The following is an 18,352-nucleotide window of genomic DNA, read 5'->3' on the forward strand; positions in this document are numbered from 1 at the left end:
TTAGGCGCCGGCGCTGTCGATAGCGCGGTTGCGCAACGCGCGGGCTAAGCGGTCGCGCTCTTCGGTGACAGCGCGGCGCAGACCCGCTGGCAACTGCTTTTCTAAGAACTTATCGGTGGCATCGATAGTTTCTTGAGAGACATTCCACGATGGGTACAGACCTTGAACCGTGCCCAGGGCAATCTCCGTGGAACCGGCATCCCACACGCGCTCAGCATTGGCGAAGTATTCCTCGACCGCAAAGCCCAAGTGCTTCTCCGAGCCCGTCATGGTCAGACCTTCAAGCTTATGGCGCAGCTCTAAGTTAGACAGCTCAAGGGACATAATTTCATCCCACACAGCGCGCTTATTCGCATCGGAGTTAAATGCCGCTAGCGCACGCAGGGAAGCTTGGTAGCCAGAAGCGGTGTTATCTGCTTCTAACTCTTCGGCCACCAATTTCTGGACCTCGTCGAAAGCACCAATAGCGTCGTTTGCGACCAAAGCTGCCAGAGCCTTCCAGCGCAGTGCCTTGTCATCAGAAGTAGCGCGCAGCTCAACCAAGTAATCGCGTGCTGCATCGTTGAGATCAATCTTGGTCAAGGCCTGCTTAAACACAATGGTGCGGGCGGAATCTGCTTCCGCGGACTGAGCTTCGGCTAGGAAGGCATCGGCAAGCAATGCGAAACCCTGCTCCTTGGCCCACTGCGGATCGGCATAAGTATCAACCGCCACAATCGCCTGGTTACAAATACGTTCCAGGACGGCAAGCTCAGTTTCTGCCGACAAACCACGGGCGACCAACTGCGCGAAATCACGCGCACGCATGGTTCCTGCACGCGTCATCTCCCAGGCGGTAGACCAGCATAAAGTACGTGCCATTGGGTCGGTGATCTTGTCGATATTCTCAACCACAAAGTCCACGGTTTCTGGGGAAAATTCCAGCAGGGTGTAGGTCAGGTCGTCATCGTTAAGCAAAACTAGCTCGGCAACATCTGCCCCGACAAGCTCGGCAATCTCCGTGCGCTCACCAGAGATATCGGCCTCTACCTGCTTAAAGCGGGTAACCTGACCGTCTTCCAGGCTGTAGAGGCCAATAGCAATGCGGTGGGTGCGTAGCGTATCGCCGGACTGCTTGACGATAAACTTGGTGTACTTGCCGTCTTCTTGCTCAGTTTCTGCCGACAAGGTGTTAACCCCAGTCGTCTTGAGCCATTCTTCAGCCCAAAACGACAAGTCACGGCCTGATGCATCTTCCAAGTGTTCCAGCAGGTCATCGAAGGTCGCATTGCCCCACGCGTGCTTGCTGAAGTGACGGCGCACGCCCGCGAAGAAGTTTTCGCGACCGACATAAGCCTGCAGCTGCTTGAGCACCGATGCGCCCTTGGCGTAGGTGATGCCGTCGAAGTTTTGCTCCACGGTCTCAATATCAGAAGCATCCGTGGAAATCGGGTGCGTGGTAGGCAGCTGATCCTGCTGGTACGCCCAGGACTTTTCCACATTCGCGAACGTGACCCACGCGGTGTCATATTGGGTATTTTCTGCCTGCGAAATAGCAGCTGACCAAGTAGCAAAGGACTCATTTAGCCACAGGTCATCCCACCACTGCATGGTGACCAAGTCACCGAACCACATGTGGGCAAGCTCGTGCAGGATGGTATCCGCGCGGCGCTCATACATGTAGTGGCTAGCCTGCGAAGAAAAGACATACTCATCACGGATGGTGACACAGCCTGCGTTTTCCATGGCGCCGGCGTTAAATTCCGGAACGAAAATCTGGTCATATTTGCCAAAGGGGTACGCGAAACCGAAATTGGCGTGGTAGAAATCAAAGCCCTGTTTGGTTTCGGTGAATAGACGCTCCGCATCCAAGTGCTCTGCCAAGGAAGCGCGGCAGTACAGCCCCAGTGGGACCTCGAGCTGCGTGGCTGGCTGGCCTTCGGGGTGCGCGGTGAGCTCACCGGTCCAGGTGTCGGTGACCTCAAAGTAAGGGCCTGCGCACAAGGCAATGAGGTAGGTCGATAGCGGGGTATCAACCTGTGCGCGCCAGGTATTGCCTTCGCGGGTGACCGGGGAGTTGGTGATGATCTTCCACTCTTGAGGTGCATGGAAAGTCAGCGAATAGGTGGCCTTCATGTCTGGCTGGTCAAAGCAGGCAAAGACGCGCTTGGCATCGGCGGTTTCGAACTGCGTGTACAGATACACCTGGTTATCCACCGGGTCCACGAAGCGGTGCAGGCCTTCACCCGTGCGTGAGTAGGCAATCTTCGCGGTGACCTTTAGTTCATATTCGGCAACTTCCAAACCAGAAAGCGCGATGCCATAGGTCGGGTTATAAGCATCCAGTGGCAGGGGATTGCCGTTGAGGCGGGCTTCGAGGATTTCATCAGCGCGCAGATCAATGAAGGTTGAGCCCGGTTCTTTGACCGTAAAATTCACGGTCGTCGTGGAGGAAAAGTATTTTTCCTCCTGCAGGTCTAACTCCACGTCATAGTGGGAAACGTCGATCAATAAAGAGCGGTGCTTAGCTTCATCGCGGGTGAGATTTACAGAGGTCATTAAAGCTCCTGCTCCTTTAGGTGGAATTTGTAGATATGCTCAAGTGTTGTACAAGGCGACAGTATTCATCTTATGCATAGGAGTTTAATCAGTGTCTCAGTCTGTGAAATTTTGGTTCGACGTAACCTGCCCATTCGCGTGGGCTACTTCCCGCTGGATTAAGGAAGTAGAAAAGGTCCGCGACATTAATGTTGAGTTCGTACCAATGTCACTTGCCGTGCTGAACGACGGCCGTGACTTGGATGAGGGTTACGCGAACATGATGCAAGCAGCATGGGGACCAGCGCGCGTCTTCGCCAAGGTTGCAACTGAAGAACCAGCCAAGGTCGATGAGCTTTACACCATCTTGGGCACCAAACTGCACGGTGAAGAGCAGGGCGGCAAGACAGGATTTGGCGCTTATGACGAGCTAATTAAAGAAGCTTTGGCGGATGCTGGCCTGGATGCATCCTACGCTGAGGTTGCTAACACTGAAGATGCTGATGAGGCACTTCGTGCATTCCACAATGAAGCAATCACCTCTGTGGGCGATGACGTGGGAACCCCAGTTATCAAACTTGGTGATACTGCATTCTTCGGCCCAGTTATTACGCGCATCCCAACCGGTGATGAAGCCGGCGAGATCTTCGATGCCGCAGTGCGTCTGGCGCAGTATCCATACTTTTTCGAAATTAAGCGCTCCCGTACTGAAATGCCACAGGTCAGCAATAAGTAGGAGACCCGGAAAAGTTTCCTACTCCGTGGGGAAAGTTCTTCAAGCGAAGGCTGTGCTGAATTGAGCCTTTTCGCCCTGTGAACCAACGCGCATGCCAACCATTGATATTATGGGTGGCATGCGCGTTTACTTAGGAGCAGACCACGCAGGGTTCGAGACCAAAAATCTCATTAAAGAACACCTGACCAGCCAAGGCCACGATGTCATTGACTGTGGCGCACACATTTATGACGCTGAGGATGACTACCCAGCATTTTGTATTGAAGCCGCACTGCGTACCGTCAACGACCCAGGTTCCTTGGGCATCGTGCTCGGTGGCTCCGGCAACGGTGAGCAGATTGCCGCGAACAAGGTCAAGGGCGCACGCTGTGCGCTGGCATGGTCGCCGGAGACCGCACGCCTTGCACGTGAGCACAATAATGCCCAGCTCATCGGCATTGGCGGCCGGATGCACTCAGCAGAAGAAGCACTAGCTATCGTTGATGCTTTCATTGACCAGGAATGGTCCCAGGCTGAACGCCACCAGCGTCGTATCGATATTCTTGCTGAGTACGAGCGCACCGGAATCGCTCCTGAGGTGCCAGAAGCACCAGAAGCTTAGAATTTCGGACCAGATTAAAATCTCATAAAGATGCCCGCGTAGTTTCTCCCGATAAGGAAGTGGCTACGCGGGCAGTTGCTTTTCAATGCTTAGCAGCTTTTAGCTCTTAGCTAAAATCATCCGGGTCAGCGCCGACGCGGCCATCTTCGTCTACGTCGAGGCTATTGATCGCAATCATTTCTTCGTCGGTGAGCTCGAAATCAAAGATGTCAAAGTTCTCACGCATGCGTGATGGAGTGACGGTCTTGGGGAAGACGATGACATTATTTTGCAGGTGCCAGCGCAGCACGACCTGCGCTGGGGTTTTACCGTGTGCTTCAGCCGCAGCGACGATATCTTCGTTTTCAAGAAGATCCGTCTTGTTCTGCGCCAGAGGGCCCCAGGATTCAACCTTGGTGCCGTGTACGCGGCCGGCGTCTACTTCCTTCCAACGCGCGAAGTAAGGGTGCAGCTCAATCTGATTGACCGCTGGGCTGACCTTGGCGACCATGGCTAGGTCTTCGAGGTTTTTCACGGTGAAATTTGCCACGCCAATAGACTTAGTAAGGCCCTGCTCTTGGAGCTTTTCCAATGACTTCCACGCGGCCTTGAAATTGCCGGTGTTAGTTGATGGCCAGTGAATAAGGTACAGGTCAACGTAGTCTAGGCCGAGCTTGTCCAAGGACTCTTGCAGGGCTGCTTCTGCGTCTTCGTGACGGTCATTCCACAGCTTGGTGGTGATAAACAGTTCTTCACGCGGAATGCCCGACTTCGCAATTGCTGCGCCGACACCTTCTTCATTGCCGTAGATGGCTGCGGTATCAATGTGGCGGTAGCCGACTTTGAGTGCTTCTGCGACCATTTCTTCGGTCTGTTCGGGGTCAATTTTGAAGACCCCGTAGCCCAGCTGCGGAATAATATTTCCGTCATTCAGCGTGACGGTAGGGACAATCGATGGGTCAAATTCCGATGTTGTATGTGCTTCGGTCATGCCATCGAGATTACGCGGAAATTGGCAAAGAGAAAGGGACCAGTTTCATCTTCATTGCGTTGAGCAAAGAAAATGCTTACTGGTCCCTTAAACAAGGCGCAGGAAATGGCGAATTTTAAAGACTAGAAGTCAAAGCCAAAGTCGAAGATTCCGCCGCCGTCTTCTCCGCCGCCAAAGAGGCCTCCGCCCCCGTCGCCGCCGAAGAGGCCGCCGCCATCGCCCATGTCTCCACCGGCATCACCCATGTCGCCGCCGTCGCCCATATCGCCACCAGCATCGCCCATGTCACCGCCGGCATCTCCAACTTCTCCAGCCGCTGCTGCCTCACCGGAGTAACCAACGCCGGCCATGCCCATGAACATTGCATTGAACATCATGGAATAGCCCATCATCCACACACCCGTTGCCATGGCATCTGCCCACCACGGGCGTGAGTACCAACCAGCTGGGACTGGGCGGCCGGCCACCGTGCCACCGGGGTAGTAGTTCGGGGTTTCTTCGGAGGCATATGGCGAAGCAGTCAAAGACTCACCATTTTCACCTTCGATGGTGCGCTTTTCTGTCACCTTGCCTGCAGAACGCTGACCTTCTAGTGGTGGCAGGTCAGGGCCTGCACTCATGCCCATGATTTCTCGAGCCGCAGCAACATAGTGCATGCCTTCGAGCGCCGATTCACGCGCGAGCTTTGCTTGCTTGGTAGTGGTTGCCTGTGCTAGCGCGGAGTTCGCTGCTGTAAAACGCTCTGAAGCATCGGCCATCGCCTGCGTTGATGCTGTGTCCGTGCCAGAGATCTGCATGACCTGACCGCCGAGGCGCTCAGTCCAGCGCTGCGCATCAGCGTGCGCGTCTGCAAATTCCCGACGCTCGCGCTCTTCTAAGTTCTTCTTAGAATTCCTAGAAGAAAGGTACCAAGCGCCGCCGCCGAGAACAGCGAGAATTAATAATACTTCCATGATTGGAGTTCACTTCCCACAATTGTTTTATTGTCTGTCTAGAACAACGTCTACTACCAGCTTAAAGTTCCCCAGCAGACAATGGAAGTAAACGCCCAGATCATCGAATAATCGGTTTAGCCGGCATGCTCGTAGGAGTCAGCGGTGCTCATCAGCACCGAAAGCGTCAACAGCTGTTAGTGTGTCCGGACTCTTTCGCCCAAGGTGAGCTGCGTCATTTATGAAATAGGTGGGGTCATTTTGGAATGAATTAACAACGTGAGTTAAGATAGCTAACGCACATCAATTGATGCGCTGTGGGAATGTCGTATAGTGGCTAATACCTCAGCCTTCCAAGCTGAAGACGCGGGTTCGATTCCCGTCATTCCCTCCAAGTTTAAAACACCCACCTACCAGCAGTTTTGGTAGGTGGGTGTTTCTTTTGTGTCACCTGCCTAGCTTCCAAGGGGAGGGTTATCCCACTCCAGGCCGGAGGCGGGGTATTGCAATCGTCCCCGTGCGTAACTTTAAAGTTTCTCGCGGGATGTTCCTCGCTTTAAGGAATTCGGGGAAAGAAGCTGGAGTCTTTGCGAGAAACTCTTGGTTGGGAATTAGAGCCACTGAGGCGGGGATGTGGATGCTTCTTCGATAACTCGGTGGGGACGCGTGATTACAGGGCAGGTTTCATTGACGGACTAGAGAAGATTTCGGTGCAATGAACGGTTTTCACGCAAAGTCACGATTTTTCTGACAGGCCGTTGACCTGTGGTTATGGTTAAATTTTCCGCTTGGATGGGGGCGGATTTGTAGCTTTAAAACTTCCTAGGCTAGAGTTATCAAACGTACGCAGCACGGAGGCAAACTCCGGTGGCTACATACGGGGCGTGGCGCAGTTTGGTAGCGCACCTGCTTTGGGAGCAGGGGGTCGCAGGTTCAAATCCTGTCGCCCCGACGTATGGGGTCTGGGAAACCTAGTAAAGGATTTCCCAGACCCCTTTACTGTTTGTAAAACGCGTTTGGTAAATTAAGCAGTTGACAATTTCTAAACACTGCAGCAGTTAGTAAATGCAGACAACTAATCAGGAGAAATACTCGTGAAGACTACCGTGGACAAGCTGAGCGACACCCGCGTCAAGCTCACCGTCAACGTTCCGTTTGCTGAGCTCGACAAGGAAATCGACCAGGCTTACTCTGCGATTGCGCAGCAGGTACAAATTCCGGGTTTCCGTAAGGGTAAAGCACCTCGCCAGCTGATCGACGCTCGCTTCGGTCGCGGCGCAATGCTGGAGCAGGTCGTTAACGACATGCTGCCTTCCCGCTACGAGCAGGCTGTCACCGAAAACGACCTGAAGGTCATCGGTCAGCCAAACATCGACATCCCTAAGGTTGAAGACAACGACTTCGTTGAGTTCACCGCTGAGGTTGATGTTCGCCCAGAGATCGAAGTTCCAGACTTCTCCAAGATCTCCGTCACCGTCCCAGCACTTGCTGTCACCGACGAAGACGTTGAAAAGGAACTCGAAGAACTTGCAGGCCGCTTCGGTGAGCTCAAGGACACCAAGCGCAAGCTGAAGACCGGCGACTACGCAATCATCAACGTCGAGGCTGAGGTTGACGGCGAAAAGGTCTCTGAAATCTCCACCGAGGGCCTGTCCTACCGCGTTGGCGACGACGATCTGATCAAGGGCCTCGACACCGCTTTGCGTGGCATGAAGTCTGAAGAAGACAACGAGTTCAGCGCAACCATCGAGTCCGGTGAGCACAAGGACAAGGAAGCAACCATCAAGGTTCACGTCGTGCAGACCAAGGAGCGCAAGCTTCCTGAACTCGACGACGACTTCGCACAGATGGCTTCCGAGTTCGACACCATCGAAGAGCTGCGCGAGAACACCAAGTCCGGCCTCGAAGAGTCCAAGAAGAATGACCAGGCTGTCGCAGTTCGCGACGAGGTCCTCAAGGCTGCTTTGGCTGAGGTTTCCTTCGAGCTTCCTAAGTCTGTTGTTGATGAGCAGGTTCACGCTCAGCTGCACCAGATCCTGGGCGAGATGGCACACGACGACGCTGCGCTGAACCGCCTGCTTGAGGCTCAGGGCACCACCCGCGAGGAATTCGACAAGGAATCCCGCGAGTCCGCTGAAGAGTCCGTACGCACCCAGCTGTTCCTGGATACCTTGGCTGATGTTGAGGAGCCAGAGGTTTCCCAGCAGGAGCTGAGCGACCACATCCTGTTCACCGCTCAGTCTTACGGCATGGACCCTAACCAGTTCATCCAGCAGATCTCCTCCAACGGCCAGATCGGCAACCTCTTCTCCGACGTCCGTCGTGGCAAGGCTCTAGCAGCTGCTATCTGCCGCGTCGAAGCTAAGGACGATGCAGGCAACGTTGTTGACGTTGAGCAGTACTTCGGCGAAGAAGAAGCTGAGGACAACTCCAAGGCAGAAGAGTCCTCTAACGACGAGGCATAAACCCTTGTCTAGCAGTATTCCTTCCGGCATTTCGCCGTGGGAAACCTGGACTAGTTGATTGATAAAGAGGGACCTAGCTACGCAGCTAGGTCCCTCTTTCTCTACCGATTGAAGGATGCTCGGCGACCACCTCAACGACATGCCGCCTGGCTGGTGGTGTGACCTGTTGAACTTTCATCACCCATTTTTCGAGGAGGGTTAACGCTATCAGCGAACAAGCCCTATTTTTCTCGCATGGGCGATCGAAATTTAAGTAGGGTAGGTGCCATTGACATTGAAGAAGCAATCTTCAAAGCCAAGAATGAATTTTAGAACTGACAAGGAGTATTAACCATGTCTGACAAGCCTCAGATGACCTCCCCGAGCGCAGGTATGAACCTGGGAGACAGCGTTTATGAGCGCTTGCTTAGTGAGCGCATCATCTTCTTGGGCACCCAAGTTGATGACGAGATTGCGAACAAGCTGTGCGCGCAGATTCTTCTGCTTTCCGCAGAGGATCCGACTCGCGATATTTCGCTCTACATTAACTCTCCAGGTGGCTCGGTTACCGCAGGCATGGCAATCTACGACACCATGAAGTACTCACCATGCGATATTCGCACTTATGGCATGGGTCTTGCTGCGTCGATGGGCCAGTTCCTGCTTTCTGGCGGCACCAAGGGCAAGCGTTTCGCATTGCCGCACGCACGCATCATGATGCACCAGCCTTCCGCTGGTGTAGGCGGTACCGCATCGGATATCGCTATTCAGGCTGAACAGTTCGCAGCTACCAAGCGCGAGATGGCTGAGCTTATCGCAGAGCACACTGGTCAGACCTTTGAGCAGATTACCAAGGACTCCGACCGCGACCGCTGGTTTACTGCACAGCAGGCGAAGGAATACGGCATCGTGGACCACGTCATCGATTCTGCTTCCGGACCAATTAGCAACTAAGGGATAAAGGAGAAACTCATTATGTCTAACTTCCAGATGCCTTCATCCCGCTACGTACTGCCATCGTTTATTGAGCAGTCCGCGCAGGGTACGAAGGAAACCAACCCATATTCCAAGCTTTTCGAAGAGCGCATTATCTTCCTGGGTACTCAGGTCGATGACACCTCCGCCAATGACATCATGGCGCAGCTGCTCGTTCTCGAGGGTATGGACCCAGACCGCGACATCACCATGTACATCAACTCGCCAGGTGGCTCTTTTACCGCGTTGATGGCTATCTACGACACCATGCGTTATGTCCGTCCTGACGTTCAGACTGTCTGCTTGGGCCAGGCTGCATCGGCAGCTGCTGTTCTGCTTGCTGCAGGCGCACCAGGAAAGCGTGCAGCGCTTCCTAACTCCCGCGTCCTGATTCACCAGCCAGCAACCCAGGGCACCCAGGGCCAGGTTTCTGACCTGGAGATCCAGGCTGCTGAAATCGAGCGCATGCGTCGTCTGATGGAAAAGACCTTGGCTGAGCATACTGGCCGCACCGCGGAGCAGGTACGCATTGATACCGACCGCGACAAGATTCTGACTGCAGAAGAAGCTGTAGAGTACGGCATTATCGACCAGGTCTTTGATTACCGTAAGCTCAATGATTAATTTCTAACAGCGCGTGTAGTTAAGAAATAGCGGGGATGGCATGGCGTCATTCCCGCTATTTTTGTGCTTTCCAAGGCCTCGGAATCTCAACTGGTGAGAAATTAGACTAGAGAACCTGATTGTTCTTTAGTTCACTAAATTGAGCACTTTGTTGGATGCTTAATGATTTACAATCTCGCGACTGGCGCGGGCTGATTGGGCCTTGGGAAGTGGAAGCAATGGGCATCGCCGGTATTGCATTGGCTGCAGTCACAAGCTCAAAGTAGTGAATTTTCATCTTCATAAGAACAGCTTAAGTCGATTGTTTCCTTGCTCGAATCAAGATGTTTTCCCTTTAATATTCTGTGGAACAAACTGCTATGAGCTGGGCAAAGACGTCATAAGTGATTTTGTTCGAGGTATTGTGTTGTGTTCCAATCAACTACATGTCTTCTACTTAAACACAAGCTGGCGCGAGTGATCGCAGTCGCGCACAAGAGCCGGAGGAAAGACAGTTCTTCGGCCAACCTTGGGGTCTAGCTACCTCTTCGGCGTTGAAATGTGGGAGCGTTTTAGCTTCTACGGTATGCAGGCCATTGTTCTGCTCTACATGTACTACTCCGTTACTGACGGTGGCTTGGGTATTCCGCAGGCTACTGCTGCATCGGTTGTGGGCGCCTATGGCGGCTTGGTCTACATGGCCTGCCTACTGGCATCGATTGTCGCCGATAAGCTCTTTGGCTCCGAACGTACGCGGTTTTACTCAGCCGTTATGGTCATGCTCGGCCACATTGCGCTGGCTGTAATCCCAGGAGTTACCGGCCTGGGCATCGGTCTGGTGCTTATCGCCATCGGCTCTGGTGGCGTAAAGACCACCGTGCAGGTCGTTCTTGGTTCCCTGTACACCAAAGATGACCCGCGCCGTGATGGTGGCTTCTCCATCTTCTACATGGGCATTAATATCGGTGGACTGCTTGGCCCGCTGATTACCACCGCTATGTGGGGCTGGAAAGGTTTCCACTGGGGATTTGGTATCGCAGCAGTGGGTATGGCCGTCGGCCTTATCCAGTACATGCTGATGCGTAAGCACACCATTAAAGATGCCGGACACGATGTGCCGAACCCAGCAACCAAGAACCAGCTGGTTACTTCAACCATCGCGATTATTGCGATCGTTGTCATCGCCACCATGTTGTTGGCAACGGGCGTGGTCAAGATGGACTGGCTGGCAAATATTGTCACCATTATTGCCTTGATTGCAGCTGTTGTGCTGTGGGTACAGATGTATCGCTCCAATCTCACCACACCACTTGAGCGCAAGCGCCTGATTGGCTTTATCCCGCTGTTTATTTCTGGCGTGCTGTTCTTCGCCATCTTCCAGCAGCAATTTACGGTTCTGACCATCTACTCAGATGTTCGTCTTGACCGTGAGATCTTTGGCTGGGAGATTCCACCATCACTGGTGCAGTCAATAAACCCAATCTTTATCATCATCTTCTCTGGTGTATTCGCAGCCCTGTGGAGCAAACTTGGTAAGCGCCAGTGATCTACTCCTGTTAAGTTCGGCGTTGCCAATGTCATCATCGGTGTATCGCTCTTCTTCTTCCTGCCATTTTCTGGCCGTGCAGCAAACTCCACCCCGATGATCGCAATTGTTTGGATTTTGTTCCTCTTCACCATGGGTGAACTCATGCTTTCCCCAGTAGGTAACGCACTTGCCACCAAGGTTGCGCCAGAAGCCTTCCCATCCCGCATGATGGCGGTTTGGATGATGACAGTATCTATCGGTACCTCCTTGGCCGGTTCCTTGGCCGCATACTATGACCCACCCGATGCTGGCGCAGAAAATAGCTTCTTTATCTCCCTTGGCGTAGTCTCCGTCATCTTGGGTATCATCCTGCTGTTCATTAGCAAATGGGTAGTCAAGCAGTTTGCTACCTTCCGCTAAACCCCGGGTCTAGGCATCGCTTTTCGCGAAACCGCCTGGCTATTTAATATCGCAGCGCTCGATCTGCCATAGTGGCAAAAGACCGGGCGCTGCGGTCATATTTATCGGGTTGTCGATAAAGCATTCGCATATTGGATGCGAGCTGGTGATCGGCGTCGGATGGAATGACTAGGATGGATGTCGCGTTGGTGTGGATAGGACTCCATTTACTAAGGTGGAGTAAATACCGTGCGGCGGGAGAAGTCGGCGCCGCGCATGCGATGGTTGTGGAGAATAATTGCGGCCATCAGTAGACTTCAAGCTTTAAAATTCTTCAAGTAGAAAGATCTTCATGGCACGTATGCAAGAAAGCGCTGACCTGCTTAAGTGTTCCTTCTGTGGCAAGAGCCAGAAGCAAGTTAAGAAGCTGATCGCCGGTGGCGGTGTGTACATTTGTGATGAGTGCATTGAGCTCTGCAATGAAATCATTGAAGAAGAACTTGGTGCAGCACAAGCTGCCGCCGCAGAAAGCGAAGAAAAGAAGCTTCCACGCCCTTCGGAAATCTCTGCTTTCCTAGACAAGTACGTCATCGGTCAAGATCCGGCCAAGCGCGTGCTATCTGTAGCGGTATATAACCACTACAAGCGCATCAAGGCAGAAGAGGCGCAAGCCGCAGCTGCTTCCAGCAGCCGTAAGACCAACAAGGATGAGGACGTGGAGATTTCCAAGTCCAATATCTTGATGCTGGGTCCAACCGGTTCGGGTAAGACTTACCTTGCGCAAACACTCGCGCGCATGCTGGATGTTCCTTTTGCGATTGCTGACGCGACTTCCTTGACTGAGGCTGGTTATGTTGGCGAGGACGTAGAAAATATCTTGCTCAAGCTGTTGCAAGCAGCTGACTTCGATGTTGACCGCGCAAGCCGCGGAATTATCTACGTCGATGAGGTAGATAAAATCTCGCGCAAGTCAGATAACCCGTCCATAACGCGTGATGTTTCTGGTGAGGGTGTTCAGCAGGCCCTGCTGAAAATCCTCGAAGGCACGGTTGCTTCGATCCCGCCTCAGGGCGGACGTAAGCATCCTAACCAGGAATTCATTCAGCTCGATACCTCAAATATCTTATTCATCGTCGCCGGTGCTTTTGCGGGACTGGAAAAGGTCATCGCTGAGCGCGTGGGTAAGAAGGGCGTGGGCTTCGGCTCCAAGCTCGACACCCAGGAAGAGCGCGAACGCGTCGATATGTTTGAAAAGGTACGCCCTGAAGACTTGGTGAAATTCGGGCTCATTCCCGAATTTATTGGCCGTCTTCCTGTGGTAGCCACCGTGGAAAATCTTGACCAGGACTCCTTGGTTAAAGTGCTCACGGAGCCAAAGAACTCCTTGGTCAAGCAGTACCAGCGCCTTTTCGAGATGGACGGTGCACATCTGGATATCACTCCAGAGGCTTTGAACGAGATCGCCGACCTTGCCCTTGAACGCAAGACCGGTGCACGTGGTTTGCGCGCCATCTTGGAAGAGCTTCTCGTCCCAGTTATGTATGACTTGCCGGACCGCGATGACATCGACACAGTCCGCATTACGGCAGAGGCCGTACGTGGGGAAGCAGAACCGGAATATGAGTACACCGACTCAGAGGAAAAAGCTTCCTAGATAAAAAGTTGAAGGCCCAGTTCATTGTTGAACTGGGCCTTTACTATTCACTGTAGCCGCGGCTATGGCAGTGGCAGTGGCGGTTTAGGAGAAAATATCGTCGCTGCCATCTTCATAAATGCTGGCTGAGGAATCAGACTTCGACTCGGAGATATCTTCTTCCAAATAGCTTTGATGACCGCTATCGGGGATATTAGAAGTCAAGAAAGCTAGAACCATGTCAACGACTAGGCGGTGGAGTCCAGCAACGTTTTCTTTGGCGTACAGGTCAACATTGAAAAGACTCTGCGTGATGTTGTGTGTCGCCACAGGCAACAAGGTCATCGAAGTCATGAGTAGGTAGAGATCTGTGGCAGAAATGCCGGGGCGAAATGCGCCGGAGTCCTGACCGAGCATGAGCAACCGGTTAATGTGCAGCATGACCCCGGAAACATCAGTAACCCCTGGACGTTCCGCAGCTTCGAGTACTGGGTGGGTATTTTCTTCGACCACCATGCGCACAGCATCTTGATTGTTCATAAAAATTTCAAATAAACAATCGACTAATTTGCGCATGCCCTCAACAGGAACCGCTGAGTCAATGACTAATTGATCGCTCGGCGGCTGCAAGCTGTCCATGGCAGAATTAAGGCTTTGCAAGTACAGCCCGCGCTTGTCACCGAAGTGGTAGTGAATCATGCGCTTGGACATGCCGGAGGCGCGGGAGATGTCTTCTAACTTGGTGCCGTCGAAGCCATCGGTAGAAAATTGGGTGATGGCAACGGCAATGACTTCCTCGACTGTCACATTGGCCGAAGCTTCAACGTGGTCATTGGTGGTCATCGTGTGCAATTCTCCCTGCGCCTTGTTCTGACATTCCCACAATCCCGCATAACAGATGAAGGCGTGCCTAATGTCAGGCACAAGTGGGGCGTCATCGCCTTAAAATTTGGAACTTTCAATCTTACGGATTTACCTCTATCGTGCCGCAAATGCTCCTTTGGTGTTGTCTTTCCGCAGCATTTGCGTTTTGAGGGGGTAAAAACCTAGGAGAAATGGGGGTGATGGTGTAGATGTCGGCGACTTTGTATGCTGCTTTTGGGGGTAGGGCAGACCGCGGCAGATTGCGCTAGGCTGGGCTCAAATATTTCATTGGCAGTGCACATCGCAGTCGGGTAGACCTTGGAAGTCAATGTGAAGCGACCTCGGGGTTGGATTCGCTGGTGAAGTCACAGCCTGGAGGAAGGTGTTTTCTTTTGTCCAGTCATACTCAATCACTAGACCCAATCAAGATCGCAGTCACCGGCGCTGCTGGAAATATTTCCTACTCTTTGCTGTGGCGTATTGCCTCAGGTGAAGTCTTCGGCCCGCAACAACCGGTTCAGCTGCAGCTCTTAGAAATTGAGAAGGCACAGCAAGCTGCACGCGGGGTGGAAATGGAGTTGTTGGACTCTGCTTTTCCTTTGCTGGCCAATGTCCAGGTCACCACTGATCCGCGAGAAGCTTTCGATGATGTGTCGGCTGCTTTTCTTGTGGGTGCACAGCCGCGCACTAAAGGTATGGAACGTGCTGACCTATTAACCGCGAATGCGGCGATTTTCTCGGAGCAAGGGGCAGCTTTAAATGAGGTTGCACGCCGTGATGTGCGCGTAGTTGTCGTGGGTAATCCGGCTAATACTAACGCGCTAATTGCATCGTCGAATGCTCCCGATATTGACCCACGGCAATTTACGGCGCTTATGCGCCTTGACCATAACCGCACGGTATCGCAGCTCTCGAGCAAATTGCAGCTGCCTGTGACTGACTTTGCTCAGATTGCGGTGTGGGGCAATCACTCAGCATCGCAATTTCCTGATATCAGCTATGCCATGGCCGGGGACAAGAAGGTCACGGAGCTGGTCGATGCACAGTGGGTAGAAGATTATCTCATCCCCACAGTGGCCAAACGTGGCGCTGAAATCATTGAAGTGCGCGGAAGCTCGTCGGCGGCATCGGCAGCCGCGGCGTCCATTGACCACATGCGCGACTGGGTGCATGGCGTCGAAGAGGCCCAGCAGTGGCGCACAGCCGGGGTTTATTCCGATGGCTCTTATGACATCGAAGAAGGGCTATTTGTGGGATTCCCAACTCGTGCGGTCGCAGGACAGTGGGAGATTGTGCCTGATTTAGAGCTCACCCCGGCACAGGAAGCACGCATCCAGGCATCAGTCGATGAGTTGAAAGCAGAGCGGGAGATGGTCGCTGACCTGCTGAAGTAACAATTTGTCCTGCAGTGTAGAATTATCGGCGTGACTGAGGAAAATAAGACTATCGGTACCAATCGCGCAGATGCACTTCCTAAATCCTGGGAGCCGCAGGCAGTAGAGCCAGCCATGTATGAAGGCTGGGTAGAAAAAGGCTACTTCAAGCCGGATGAAGATCCTGATAAGGAGCCCTTTTCTATTGTGTTGCCACCGCCTAATGTGACAGGTCAGCTGCACATGGGCCATGCGCTGGACCATACTCTTATGGACTCGATTATCCGCCGTAAGCGCATGCAGGGCTATTCCGCGTTGTGGCTGCCAGGCTATGACCATGCGGGTATTGCGACCCAGACCAAGGTTGAAGCGCGCCTGAAGGAGACTGAAGGCAAGTCGCGCTGGGATTATGAGCGTGAAGAATTCATCGACAAGGTCTGGGAATGGAAGGATGAATACGGCAAGACCATCACTTCCCAGATGAAGGCGATTGGTGACTCGGTTGACTGGTCACGTGAGCGCTTCACACTTGACGATGGATTGTCGCGCGCCGTTCAGACTATCTTCAAGCAGCTTTATGATGCTGGGATGATCTACCAAGCTAACCGCTTGGTGAACTGGTCGCCGGTTCTAGAAACCGCGGTTTCCGATATTGAGGTCATCTACAAGGACGTCGAAGGCGAATTAGTTTCCTTACGCTACGGCTCGCTCAATGACGATGAGCCACATATGGTGGTTGCCACCACGCGTGTTGAGACCATGTTGGGTGACGTTGCTATTGCCGTGCACCCAGAAGATGAGCGCTACGTTCATCTCATCGGCCACGAGTTTGATCACCCATTCCGTGATGATCTCAAGCTGAAAGTCATCGCTGATGACTACGTCGATCCTGAATTTGGTACTGGTGCCGTCAAGATCACCCCAGCGCATGACCCTAATGACTACGCCATGGGCAACCGCCACAACTTGGACATGCCAACGATCATGGACACCACCGGTCATATCGCTAATACCGGAACCCAATTCGATGGCATGTCGCGCGAAGAAGCGCGCGTCAAGGTCCGCGAAGCATTGGCTGAGCAGGGACGAATTGTTAAAGAAGTGCGCCCTTATGTGCACTCGGTTGGCCACTCGGAACGCTCCGGGGAAGCCATTGAACCTCGCTTGTCGCTGCAGTGGTTTGTTGCAGTGGAAAAAATTGCGAAGATGTCAGCTGATGCTGTTCGTGCAGGTGATACCACTATTTATCCAGAGGCTCAGGAAGCACGCTTCTTCGAGTGGGTAGACAATATGCATGACTGGACCATTTCCCGTCAGCTGTGGTGGGGTCACCGCATTCCAATTTGGTACGGACCAAAGGATGCAGAGGGCAACCGGGACATCGTCTGTCTTGGCCCAGATGAAACCGCACCGGAAGGCTATGAGCAGGACCCAGATGTTCTTGATACCTGGTTCTCCTCGGCGCTCTGGCCATTTTCTACCCTGGGTTGGCCAGAAAAGACCCCAGATCTAGAAAAGTTCTACCCAACCAACGTGCTGGTCACCGGCTACGACATCATCTTCTTCTGGGTAGCGCGCATGATGATGTTCGGCACCTTTGCGGCAACCCAAACCCCAGAGCTTTTGGGTGAGGGTAAAGAGGGCCGCCCACAGATTCCATTTAAGGACCTGTACCTGCACGGCTTGGTTCGTGATGAGCACGGCCGGAAGATGTCGAAGTCTTTGGGCAATGGCATTGACCCAATGGACTGGGTGCGTGATTACGGTGCTGATGCGTTGCGCTTTACGCTTGCGCGCGGTGCTAACCCGGGCACGGACTTGCCGCTGGGCAGCGACGCCGCAGCTTCGGCACGTAATTTTGCGACCAAGCTCTTTAACGCCACCAAGTTTGCGTTGATGAATGGCGCAGGCATTGACACCTTGCCGAACCGCGATGAGCTGACTGATGCCGACCGCTGGATCTTGGACCGCGCCGAAGATGTGCGCGTGCGCGTTGATGCCTACTTGGATGATTACCAATTCGCTCGTGCCAATGAGCTGCTTTACCACTTTGCGTGGGATGAGCTGTGTGACTGGTACTTGGAGATTGCCAAGACACAGATTCCACGCGATGGGGAATCTGTAACCGGCCGCAACACCCAGATCGTGTTGGGACGCGTTTTGGATGTAGTACTTCGCCTGCTGCACCCAACCATGCCTTTTGTCACCGAAGTTTTGTGGCAGGCACTGACCGATGGCAAGCAAGCAGAATCCATCATGATCGCACCATGGCCAACAGCAGCCGATACCAATGGCGGGGCCACTGCCGATGAAGTCGCACTGCGTCGCATTGAGGATTCCGAAAAGCTCATTACTGAGTTGCGTCGTTTCCGCGCGGACCAGGGCGTTAAGCCTTCGCAGAAGGTGCCTGGCCGTTTGGACTTTGCCGCAGTCGACTTGGGCAACCAGGAAGACTTGGTGCGCAACCTCGCTAATATCACCGAACCGGAAGCAGACTTCACTGCATCGGCAAGCATCGAAGTGCGTTTGTCGCAAGGCACCGTTGAAGTATCTTTGGATACCTCCGATGCCATCGATGTGGAAGCAGAACGCAAGCGTTTGGAAAAGGACCTCGCCAAGGCTGAGAAGGAATTACAACAAACCGGTGCGAAGTTAGGCAATGAAGCTTTCTTGTCTAAGGCTCCAGACCATGTTGTGGCTAAGATTCGTGAGCGCCAAACCATTGCGCAGGAAGAAGTAGAACGCATTAATACTCGTTTGGAGGCCTTGAAGTAGTG

The 18,352-nt window shown here is 53.2% G+C and carries 12 protein-coding genes, 2 tRNA genes and 1 pseudogene; 11 read left to right on the forward strand and 4 right to left on the reverse strand.

The window, feature by feature from the left end; translation table 11 throughout:
• A complete protein-coding gene (gene pepN / locus C5Y44_RS10070; protein WP_105324832.1) occupies positions 1-2,538 on the reverse strand; it encodes an aminopeptidase N in 2,538 nt (845 codons plus the stop codon).
• Between the two features lie 91 nt (positions 2,539-2,629).
• Here pepN and C5Y44_RS10075 point away from each other — a divergent pair, with 91 nt between their 5' ends.
• On the forward strand, positions 2,630-3,253 hold the full coding sequence (locus C5Y44_RS10075) for a DsbA family protein (RefSeq protein WP_105324833.1): 624 nt from the start codon (positions 2,630-2,632) through the stop codon (positions 3,251-3,253).
• A 118-nt stretch (positions 3,254-3,371) separates the two neighbouring features.
• Positions 3,372-3,854 carry a ribose-5-phosphate isomerase gene (locus C5Y44_RS10080; protein ID WP_105324929.1) on the forward strand — a complete coding sequence of 161 codons (483 nt, stop codon included), beginning with the start codon at positions 3,372-3,374 and terminating at the stop codon, positions 3,852-3,854.
• 106 nt (positions 3,855-3,960) lie between these two features.
• Here the strand turns inward: C5Y44_RS10080 and C5Y44_RS10085 are convergent, their stop codons facing one another.
• Positions 3,961-4,824 carry an aldo/keto reductase gene (locus tag C5Y44_RS10085; RefSeq protein WP_105324834.1) on the reverse strand — a complete coding sequence of 288 codons (864 nt, stop codon included), beginning with the start codon at positions 4,822-4,824 and terminating at the stop codon, positions 3,961-3,963.
• 122 nt (positions 4,825-4,946) lie between these two features.
• Positions 4,947-5,777, reverse strand: a complete 831-nt coding sequence (locus tag C5Y44_RS10090) for a hypothetical protein (RefSeq protein ID WP_105324835.1) — start codon at positions 5,775-5,777, stop codon at positions 4,947-4,949.
• A gap of 298 nt (positions 5,778-6,075) precedes the next feature.
• Between C5Y44_RS10090 and C5Y44_RS10095 the strand changes: the two genes are divergently transcribed.
• The 7 genes and pseudogenes from C5Y44_RS10095 to clpX all read left to right on the forward strand — a co-directional run bounded on the left by C5Y44_RS10095 (position 6,076) and on the right by clpX (position 13,359).
• Positions 6,076-6,150 (forward strand) — tRNA-Gly (locus C5Y44_RS10095).
• Between the two features lie 484 nt (positions 6,151-6,634).
• Positions 6,635-6,708: transfer RNA gene (locus C5Y44_RS10100), tRNA-Pro, on the forward strand.
• A 142-nt stretch (positions 6,709-6,850) separates the two neighbouring features.
• Entirely contained in the window at positions 6,851-8,221 is a 1,371-nt protein-coding gene (gene tig, locus C5Y44_RS10105; RefSeq protein ID WP_105324836.1) for a trigger factor, read from the forward strand.
• A 333-nt stretch (positions 8,222-8,554) separates the two neighbouring features.
• Positions 8,555-9,154: an ATP-dependent Clp protease proteolytic subunit gene (locus tag C5Y44_RS10110; protein ID WP_066795822.1), complete on the forward strand. Its 600-nt coding sequence runs from the start codon at positions 8,555-8,557 to the stop codon at positions 9,152-9,154.
• 21 nt (positions 9,155-9,175) lie between these two features.
• Complete coding sequence (locus C5Y44_RS10115) at positions 9,176-9,799, forward strand: ATP-dependent Clp protease proteolytic subunit (RefSeq protein WP_066795819.1); 624 nt, start codon at positions 9,176-9,178, stop codon at positions 9,797-9,799.
• Positions 9,800-10,275: 476 nt separating this feature from the next.
• A pseudogene (locus tag C5Y44_RS10120) lies at positions 10,276-11,726 on the forward strand (peptide MFS transporter); the annotation flags it as partial.
• Positions 11,727-12,057: 331 nt separating this feature from the next.
• Positions 12,058-13,359: an ATP-dependent Clp protease ATP-binding subunit ClpX gene (gene clpX, locus C5Y44_RS10125; RefSeq protein ID WP_066795816.1), complete on the forward strand. Its 1,302-nt coding sequence runs from the start codon at positions 12,058-12,060 to the stop codon at positions 13,357-13,359.
• Positions 13,360-13,443: 84 nt separating this feature from the next.
• Here clpX and C5Y44_RS10130 read toward each other — a convergent pair whose 3' ends face one another.
• Complete coding sequence (locus tag C5Y44_RS10130) at positions 13,444-14,181, reverse strand: TetR/AcrR family transcriptional regulator (protein WP_105324837.1); 738 nt, start codon at positions 14,179-14,181, stop codon at positions 13,444-13,446.
• A 413-nt stretch (positions 14,182-14,594) separates the two neighbouring features.
• On the opposite strand from C5Y44_RS10130, the gene C5Y44_RS10135 reads away from it, so the two are divergent.
• A complete protein-coding gene (locus C5Y44_RS10135; RefSeq protein ID WP_105324838.1) occupies positions 14,595-15,596 on the forward strand; it encodes a malate dehydrogenase in 1,002 nt (333 codons plus the stop codon).
• Between the two features lie 30 nt (positions 15,597-15,626).
• Positions 15,627-18,350: a valine--tRNA ligase gene (locus C5Y44_RS10140; protein WP_105324839.1), complete on the forward strand. Its 2,724-nt coding sequence runs from the start codon at positions 15,627-15,629 to the stop codon at positions 18,348-18,350.
• The last annotated feature ends 2 nt before the right edge of the window (positions 18,351-18,352 follow it).

This window comes from Corynebacterium sp. J010B-136, from assembly GCF_002967075.1.
In the GTDB taxonomy this organism is placed as follows: Bacteria; Actinomycetota; Actinomycetes; order Mycobacteriales; family Mycobacteriaceae; genus Corynebacterium.